The organism is Endozoicomonas sp. (genome assembly GCF_031844845.1).
GTDB lineage: Bacteria > Pseudomonadota > Gammaproteobacteria > Pseudomonadales > Endozoicomonadaceae > Endozoicomonas.
The window spans coordinates 1-7,523 of sequence record NZ_JAVRMB020000168.1 but is presented as its reverse complement, the minus strand read 5'-3'; the positions used below and the strand labels follow the sequence as shown (position 1 = coordinate 7,523).

At 49.6% G+C, this 7,523-nt stretch carries 6 protein-coding genes; 5 read left to right on the top strand and 1 reads right to left on the bottom strand.

The window, feature by feature from the left end; genetic code table 11:
• Positions 1 to 555 precede the first annotated feature (555 nt).
• Both RM811_RS08885 and RM811_RS08880 read left to right on the top strand, forming a co-directional pair.
• The gene (locus RM811_RS08885) at positions 556 to 2,055 is read left to right on the top strand and encodes an alanine/glycine:cation symporter family protein (protein ID WP_402523067.1); all 1,500 of its coding nucleotides are present in this window, start codon (positions 556 to 558) and stop codon (positions 2,053 to 2,055) included.
• Between the two features lie 621 nt (positions 2,056 to 2,676).
• The gene (locus tag RM811_RS08880; RefSeq protein WP_402523064.1) at positions 2,677 to 4,149 is read left to right on the top strand and encodes an alanine/glycine:cation symporter family protein; all 1,473 of its coding nucleotides are present in this window, start codon (positions 2,677 to 2,679) and stop codon (positions 4,147 to 4,149) included.
• Here RM811_RS08880 and RM811_RS08875 read toward each other — a convergent pair.
• Positions 4,121 to 4,348, bottom strand: a complete 228-nt coding sequence (locus RM811_RS08875) for a hypothetical protein (RefSeq protein WP_402523062.1) — start codon at positions 4,346 to 4,348, stop codon at positions 4,121 to 4,123. The genes RM811_RS08880 and RM811_RS08875 overlap by 29 nt on opposite strands.
• Here RM811_RS08875 and RM811_RS08870 point away from each other — a divergent pair.
• The 3 genes from RM811_RS08870 to dxs form a co-directional block, all read left to right on the top strand.
• The gene (locus RM811_RS08870; protein WP_402523060.1) at positions 4,347 to 4,619 is read left to right on the top strand and encodes an exodeoxyribonuclease VII small subunit; all 273 of its coding nucleotides are present in this window, start codon (positions 4,347 to 4,349) and stop codon (positions 4,617 to 4,619) included. The two genes, RM811_RS08875 and RM811_RS08870, sit on opposite strands and share 2 nt — an antisense overlap.
• Positions 4,620 to 4,621: 2 nt before the next feature.
• Positions 4,622 to 5,533, top strand: a complete 912-nt coding sequence (locus tag RM811_RS08865; protein ID WP_402523058.1) for a polyprenyl synthetase family protein — start codon at positions 4,622 to 4,624, stop codon at positions 5,531 to 5,533.
• 150 nt (positions 5,534 to 5,683) lie between these two features.
• A partial coding sequence (gene dxs / locus RM811_RS08860; RefSeq protein WP_402523056.1) for a 1-deoxy-D-xylulose-5-phosphate synthase occupies positions 5,684 to 7,523 on the top strand: 1,840 nt, incomplete at its 3' end.

Below are 7,523 nucleotides of genomic sequence, written 5' to 3'. Positions count from 1 at the left end.
GAGGGTGTCGCAAAAGGGCAAAACACCCCCCGACCGTCATCCTCGCGAAGGCGGTTGTCGCAAAACCCTCCTCGCTCCCACGCTCTGCGTGGTAGCGCCAGGACCCAACCACAGACACGATTCCTGCGGTTGGCTATGCATTCCCACGCAGAGCGTGGGAACGAGGTTTAAAAGGTAGATTAAGCCTTGAACCACAAAGACACAAAGGCACAAAGGTTTTTTGGAGTTGCCAGTGCTACGCGCTGCAAACAAAAGAAAAAGTCTTCCTTTGTGTCTTTGTGCCTTTGTGGTTCCTTCTTTTAAGGTCTTTTGCGGCACTCTCCTTCGCGGGGATGACGGTTGGGTAGGGATGACGGTGCATGGGTATTTTCTGTTTATTTGGTATTATCGTTCTGTTTACCTGATGATCATTTTTACCGTTGCCTTCCAGCCACTGATTGGCAACGATATTTGTTATTATTCGGCCTTATGACCAGTATTAACTCTGAGCAAGTTGCCTTTTGATTGAAAATCCTCTGCTATTATTGAGTGGTGCAAAAAATCGTTGGGGCTCGTATGAGTACATTTGTTTCAGAAATTACAACGGTGATATGGGAGTACTTGCTGATCTATTTACTGCTTGGTGCAGGTGTATATTTTACGGTCAGAAGCCGTTTTGTTCAGTTACGTTATTTTTTTCATGCGTGGAAGCTGGTGCTGGGTTCCCGGAAAACCTCCGGCAATGAAATTTCCTCTTTTCAGGCGCTTTGTACCAGTCTTGCTGCCCATGTCGGGACGGGTAATCTTGCTGGTGTTGCCATTGCTATTTTTATTGGTGGCCCCGGGGCTGTTTTCTGGATGTGGGTAGTCGCTATGCTGGGTATGGCACCCAGCTTTGTTGAAAACACCCTGGCTCAATTGTACAAAACCAATAATAAAGACGGTACGTTTCGTGGAGGTCCTGCCTACTACATAGAAAAAGCTCTGGGTCTTCGCTGGCTGGGTATTCTCTTCTCTGTTCTCTTACTGGTGACGTTTGGTTTTGTGTTTAATGCGGTACATGCCAACTCAGTGTCTCAGGCGGTCTCCGCGCATATGGAGCTGGATCCTGTCATTATCGGTTTAGCCATCGCCGTCATTACCTCGTTGATCATTTTCAGGGGTATTCACTCTATTGTGCGTTTTGCTGAAGTGGTTGTTCCCTTTATGGCGCTGGCGTATCTGGTTATTGCTATCGGTGTTGTGGTTGTCCGTCTGGATGAAATGCCTGCGGTTATTGCCCTGGTGTTTGATAGTGCTTTCGGGCTTCATTCTGCTACCGGCGGTGTCATTGGATACTCTGTCTATCAGGCGATGATGCAGGGGATCAGGCGAGGCCTGTTTTCCAATGAGGCGGGTATGGGCAGTGGGCCCAATGCGGCGGCAACCGCCACACCAATACCCCATCATCCGGCGACTCAGGGCATCGTATCCATGGTCAGTGTGTTCATTGATACGATGGTTATCTGTACGGCTACGGCGGCGATTGTGTTGCTGTCAGGTCAACTGGAAACAGGAAATACATTGAATGGTATTCAGCTGACTCAGGCTGCACTGGGTGGCATTGTAGGTGGCTGGGGGCCGTGGTTTATTTCTGTCGCCGTGGTTTTCTTTGGCTTTACTTCTGTGATTGCCAATTACTATTATGGTGAATCGAATCTTTTGTTTATCCGCAACAGTCCCCGTCTGTTGCTGGCTTACCGTGCAGCTGTCGTTTTTCTGGTATTTCTTGGTTCAATCGCTTCTCTGGAGCTGGTGTGGCTGGTGGCAGATTTGGCCATGGGCCTTATGGCACTGATTAATCTGGTGGTTATTGTGTTACTCAGTGGGCCGGTTATGCAGGTGCTGAGAGATTACGATAGTCAGACCCGCTCAGGTTTGACGCCGGAGTTTAACCGGAATCGTTTTACGTTTCTTGATCGCACCATTGACAGTGATGTATGGGTGAACTCAGATGATTCGGATTGTCCTGAGGGGGCTGGTGTAGATAGAGGCGATGTGCAAGATCTGAATCCTGCAGATCAGGATCTCTCGTAAGTCTCAGAATAATGGTATTTAAGGGAGGTGGCATTGTAGAAACTACCAGACTTTTGTCCTTCCCTCGATGGCGGTTGGGTTCGGGTGTCGGCTTTTATTCTCTGGGGTACGTAAGCGAACCGACCTGCGTCGAGACCGCCTTTCTCCCTTTTGTGACGCGGGAATCCATCGCGGGAAAGTGGATCCTCGGCTGCGCCGGGATGGCGAGGGTATATTCTGAATTGCCAGCTCCCGAAATATTTTTCATTTATCGGTTCTTGTTTCTTTTTGAAAAATCATTTCGATAGTTTGTTATTCCCTGAAAGAGTAAAGGGATTTAGAGTTATTTAAGGAATGTTCCATTTTCTCGTAAATATACTCTAAAGTTTTGTTCGAGCTTTTAATGATGCTGGTTGTTGGTTGTACGTATTCATGCTGCGACATTTACTTGTTTTTGGTGTGTATGGGATTAGCTGAGAAAACCTTGCAGACCTTTTAAATTAAGGCTGCCTGGTGGGCATATGGCAAATATAGCCTAATGTTTACGTGAGTGTTTGTGCCTACCTTGCAAGGTTTATTCCCTAATATTATAAAAATCGATTTGAAATAAGAATCGGTAATACACAATGCGCCGGGAAATATATGAATAATTTAATAAACTCCATTAATGGTTTGCTTTGGGGGAGTGTGCTCATGTACCTGCTGTTGGGTGCAGGTATTCTTTTCACCATAAAAACCCGCTTTGTTCAGGTTCGCCGTTTCTCAATGGCGCTGAAAATCATGCTGGGAAGCCGGGTTACTGACTGCTCTACTCATGTATCTCCATTCCAGGCATTCTGTACCAGCCTCGCTGCCCGAATTGGTACCGGAAATATGGCCGGTGTTGCGGTGGCCATTACCATGGGTGGGCCCGGTGCTGTTTTCTGGATGTGGGTGATTGCTGTGCTGGGGATGTCCACCAGTCTGGCAGAAAACGTTCTGGCGCAGCTCTACAAGACCAACAACGGTGATGGTACTTATCGTGGTGGCCCTGCTTACTACATTGAAAAAGCACTTGGACAACGCTGGCTGGGTATTATCTTTTCGATAGCGTTGATTATTGCCTTTGGTTTCGCCTTTAACAGTGTGCAGTCCAACTCTATTGCTGCGGCTTTCACCGGTTATGGTATTCCGGCAGAGGCGATTGGTATTGGCCTGGCGATACTCAGTTCCCTGGTTATTTTTGGTGGTATACGCTCCATTGCCAAAGTGGCTGAGATGATCGTTCCTATCATGGCCTTCTGCTATCTGGGCGTTGCCCTGGTGATTGTGTTTATGAATATCAGTGAGCTGCCTGCGGTATTCACACTGATTTTCAAGAGTGCCTTTGGTCTGGAAAGTGCTGCCGGTGGCGGTGTTGGCTATATGGTTTCTCAGGCGATGCAGCAGGGTATCAAGCGTGGCCTGTTCTCTAACGAAGCGGGTATGGGCAGTGCGCCCAATGCAGCCGCTACCGCCCACTCCAATCATCCAGCCAACCAGGGCCTGATGGGCATGCTGGGTGTGTTTATGGATACCATCATTGTTTGTACGGCTACGGCGTCAATTATTCTGATGTCGGGTGTGATGGATGGCAGTAGCGCAACGGGTATTGAGTTGACGCAGCTGGCGCTGGTCAGTCAGATTGGTCCTATTGGTCAGCATCTGGTGGCGGGGGCTATTCTGCTGTTTGCCTTCAGTTCGATTATTGCCAATTACTATTACGGTGAATCGAACCTGCGCTTTATTTTCGACAACAACTGGCTGGTTAATGCTTATCGTGTTGCCGTTCTGGGTATGGTTATCTGGGGTGCTACGAGTAATCTGCCAACGGTATGGGCTTTTGCTGATGCATCCATGGGGGTTATGGCGCTGATCAACCTGACCGCTATCCTGGTTCTGTCTGGCATTGTTGTTAAGGTGCTTAAGGACTTTGATGATCAGGTGAAAGCTGGCGTTACTCCCGTCTTTAATCGCCGGAAATTCCCATTCCTGGATAAGACCATGGATGCGGATGTCTGGACTGAGCACAGCTCTGGTCCGGTAGACGGTGCTGACAAGGCACAGGTTAAGCGTAATCCGGTAGCGGGTGGCTGATCCGGTTTTTGATAGTTGATGTTAAGGAAGGCCGCTTTGTTGTTGCAAAGCGGCCTTCTTTTTTATCAGGATCTGGCCCTGCTTTGATGTATGATGTGTTTCTGTTTAAACGGTAGCGCGGAAACCTTTTCTGCCAACTATTATCGCCATGGGCTCGTATCAATGAGCCTTGAATTTTTTCTTCAACAGGCTCATTCATGTCAAAAAATACTGTGGGTAATGAAAGCTTTGCTTTTGAGCAGTCATTGGCCGAACTGGAGACTCTGGTCCAGAAAATGGAGTCCGGGGATATGAGCCTGGAAGCGTCCCTTAAAACATTCGAACAGGGGGTTCGGCTAACCAGAGATTGCCAGAAAGCGTTGACCGATGCCGAGCAAAAAGTTCAGAAGTTATTAGAGCAAAACGGTGAGCTGACCACTGAACCCTTCAATGCCGTAAATGAAGAGCCTTCAGCGGGTAAAGGGCCGTAAAGATGACAAGCTCAGTGCCTCTTTCAGAATTTATTGATCAATGTCGTATACAGGTTGATCATTCGCTGTCTGCCATTCTACCCGGGGAAAGCGGTGTCAGCCCCCGGTTGCTGGAAGCGATGCGATACAGCTTATTTAACGGGGGGAAGCGAATCCGCCCTGTTCTTGCCTATGCGTCCTGTCATGCATTGGGTGGCGCTATTGCACAGGCGAGCCCTGCTGCCTGTGCAGTTGAGCTGATTCACGCCTACTCTCTGGTTCATGATGATCTTCCTGCCATGGATGACGATGAGCTGCGCAGGGGAAAGCCAACCTGTCACCGCGCGTATGACGAAGCAACCGCAATACTGGTGGGGGATACCCTCCAAAGCCTGGCTTTTGAAGTGCTGGGTAATACCCGGTTGTGCCCGGAATCAGCGCTGACTGACGGTGTCAGGCTGCAGCTTGTGAAGGTGCTTAGTCAGGCTTCGGGGCTGGCCGGTATGGCGGGTGGTCAGGCGATGGATCAATGCGCTACGGGCAGTACGCTGAATCAGCAGCAGCTTGAGTTGATGCACTCTCACAAAACCGGTGCCCTGATACACGGCAGTGTTCGTATGGGAGCCTTATGTGCAGGTGTTGTGAGTGAGGATGAGCTGGAATCCCTTGATAACTATGCCAGGGCTATTGGTCTTGCCTTTCAGGTTCGCGACGATATTCTGGACGTTATTGCCGATACTGAGACGCTGGGTAAAAATCAGGGCGCGGATATGGCTCTGGAAAAGCCAACTTATGTTTCCCTGATGGGACTTGAGCAGGCCAAAGGGTATGCAGAAGCGCTTCATCATTCTGCGATCAGTGCTCTGTCCGAATTTAACCACCGTGCTGATTTTCTTCGCCAGCTTGCCGATTACATGGTTCGAAGAAGCTATTAAATATCAGAATTGGTTTCTTCAGGGGCCAACCTTTCCTCCGCCAATTCAGAAAAGTATTGGCTAGGCTGCACGATAAGATTGTGCGATGCTATTCCTATCAGGTTGGGTGTACAATGCCAGCCGGCAGATTAGTCCAGATATTGCGAGCACATGTTTCACGAAATACCCAAAACAGAACCTGAGACACCACTGCTGGATCAGGTTAATAAACCAGAACAACTCCGCGCCCTTGAGCAATCCCAGTTACCACAACTGGCCAGGGAGCTGCGGGAGTTTTTGTTGTATTCCGTTGGCCAGACCGGTGGGCATTTTGGTGCCGGGCTCGGCGTAGTGGAGCTGACCATTGCCCTCCACTATATGTTCAATACACCCGAGGACCGGCTGGTCTGGGATGTTGGCCATCAGGCTTATCCTCATAAAATTCTCACCGGCCGGCGGGAGCGCATGTCATCCCTGCGGCAGAAAGATGGCCTCGCCGCTTTTCCGAAAAGGGATGAGAGTGAATACGATACCTTTGGTGTCGGGCACTCCAGTACCTCGATCAGTGCGGCTTTGGGCATGGCGATTGCCGCACGGGCAAAAGGTGAAAAGAGACGGGCCGTTGCTGTGATTGGTGATGGATCAATGTCTGCGGGTATGGCTTATGAAGCAATGAACCATGCTGCTGATGTGAAAGCCAACATGCTGGTTATTCTGAACGACAATGACATGTCAATTTCCAAAAGTGTTGGCGGATTGTCCAATTATCTGGCCCGGATGTTGTCCAGCCGAACATACCACCATATTCGTGAAGGCAGTAAAAAAGTCCTGAATGTGATTCCCCATGCCTGGGAGTTGGCCAGGCGGACGGAAGAACACGTCAAGGGTATGGTAATTCCCGGAACACTGTTCGAAGAAATGGGGTTTAACTATATTGGCCCTATCGATGGCCATGACCTTCCCATGTTGATTCATACCTTGAAAAACATGAGAGACCTGGAAGGTCCTCAGTTTTTGCATGTGGTTACCCAGAAAGGGAAGGGCTTTATTCCGGCAGAGCAGGATCCTATTGGTTATCATGCCATTACCAAGCTGGAGCCTCTGGTTACAGAGTCACCTAAAGTCGTTGTTCCTAAAAAGCCCAAGTACGCCAGTGTCTTTGGTCAGTGGTTGTATGATATGGCGGCAGCCGATAAGCAGCTGATGGGTATTACTCCGGCGATGAAAGAAGGTTCCGACCTGATACGTTTTGCGGATCATTTTCCCGAACGCTATTTTGATGCAGCGATTGCGGAACAGCATTCCGTAACACTGGCTGCAGGAATGGCCTGTGAAGGTCTTAAGCCGGTGGTTGCTATTTACTCTACCTTTCTGCAACGTGCCTATGACCAGTTAATCCATGATGTAGCGGTTCAGAAACTGGATGTGCTGTTTGCCATCGACCGTGCCGGGATGGTGGGTGAAGATGGCCCTACCCACGGTGGCTGTTATGACATTGCCTATCTGCGCTGTGTGCCGGGTATGGTGGTGATGACGCCGGGCGATGAGAATGAAACCCGACAACTGTTGTCTACAGGTTATCTTTATAAAGGTCCCGCGTCGGTTCGTTATCCTCGTGGTACAGGGCCGGGCGCTGAGATTTGTGCAGACCTTGAGCCTCTGCCTGTCGGTAAAGGTGAAATTCGCCGGAGGGGTAGCCGGGTTGCCCTGCTGGTCTTTGGTACATTGCTGGGTAATGCCCTGGAAGCTGCTGAGTCGTTGGACGCTACCGTTGCCAATATGCGGTTTGTTAAGCCCCTTGATGAAGCGCTGGTAAAAGAGCTGGCAGCCAGTCATGAGCTTCTGGTCACGGTTGAAGAGGGTTGTATTGCCGGTGGTGCGGGTTCTGGTGTTATGGAGTATCTGCAGAGGCAGGAAATCAACGTGCCTGTTTTGAATCTCGGTATTCCTGATGCCTACATTGAAGCCGCCAGTCATAAAGAACAGCTGGCTCAGTGTGGTCTGGATAAGG

Excerpts from the sequence above, each read along its gene's own strand:
- RM811_RS08865 (WP_402523058.1), top strand. The coding sequence starts at position 4,622 with ATGACAAGCTCAGTGCCTCTTTCAGAATTTATTGATCAATGTCGTATA.
- RM811_RS08875 (WP_402523062.1), bottom strand. The coding sequence starts at position 4,348 with ATGAATGAGCCTGTTGAAGAAAAAATTCAAGGCTCATTGATACGAGCC.
- RM811_RS08885 (WP_402523067.1), top strand. The coding sequence starts at position 556 with ATGAGTACATTTGTTTCAGAAATTACAACGGTGATATGGGAGTACTTG.
- RM811_RS08870 (WP_402523060.1), top strand. The coding sequence starts at position 4,347 with ATGTCAAAAAATACTGTGGGTAATGAAAGCTTTGCTTTTGAGCAGTCA.
- RM811_RS08880 (WP_402523064.1), top strand. The coding sequence starts at position 2,677 with ATGAATAATTTAATAAACTCCATTAATGGTTTGCTTTGGGGGAGTGTG.